At 57.1% G+C, this 963-nt stretch carries 1 pseudogene; it reads right to left on the bottom strand.

What is annotated here, in order from left to right:
* Window positions 1–683, bottom strand: a pseudogene (locus QZ269_RS13215) (IS1 transposase); the annotation flags it as partial.
* Window positions 684–963 lie beyond the last annotated feature (280 nt).

Raw genomic sequence — 963 nt, 5'->3', positions numbered from 1 at the left:
TGCGCCGAGGAGCGCGAGATTCGATAGGCTGTCTTCGGGAATCGCCCCCGCGTGCCCTGTCTCGCAGGCCGGTACGGCCTGCCGAATACTTCAGGGAACAACGTCTGATACGACAGAAAACCGTCCGTGAACAGAACCAATCCATGAGGATCAGAGAGGCGTTCTTTGGCCTGAACGAGCAATAACCGCGTCAGAGTGGCCGTGCGCTCGCCGACTTCGCCCTGGATCAGGAACTTACTGCTGGGATCAATAACGGTCGCGTCCCACGCGGGCTCTTTCTTGCAGCCGACAAATCCGTAGCGCTCGTCTGCCTGAATGCTCGTGACCTGCAGGTCACGAGCATTCAGGTCGTGGAGGTGCTGTGCGTGGGTTCCGGCGGTGCGGACGATCCGCGCAACCGTGGTGCGGTGACAGCCGACCAGTTGGGCTGTCGTGACGAAGCTGTTGCCGTGGGTAACGTGATTGACGACGGCGTCGACGGTGTCCTGGGAGCAGCGTGCGTTCCAGTAGGGCGTGCCTTTGAGTTCACTGAATTCAGTGCCGCACGTGGTGCATTTGAGGAGTCGTCGGTGGTGAGGCCCGTATCTTCTGCGGAGCTTGATGTTGCCCTGCTGAGCGCGGTGTTGGGCTGGACAGGCGGGGTTCTGACAGACGAAACTTTCGAGTGGGAGCTCTTTTGACACGTCCGGGGATAGGCCCCGGACGCTCCCATTTCAGTGGTGTCGGGCATAGTTCCAGCCAACTACCCCAATTGCCGTTGAGTGCGATTTTGCAACACAGTTTTGCAAGGCAAAAAGCACGTTATCAGCGACAGTATAAATTTGTTGCGTAAACGCTCGTTTTCGCAATGATTTAGCGAAGAAGTGTGCCTAGACGAATAAAACACCCTAGTAGGCCCGCCAGAGAAAATGTGTTCTACGTCACTAGGGTAATTTTTCGGCTCAACTCTCACGTCACCCCGTG

Source organism: Deinococcus sp., assembly GCF_018260405.1.
Taxonomy (GTDB): domain Bacteria; phylum Deinococcota; class Deinococci; order Deinococcales; family Deinococcaceae; genus Deinococcus.
Note: the sequence above shows the minus strand (reverse complement) of the source record. Positions and strands in the feature narration are given on the sequence as shown.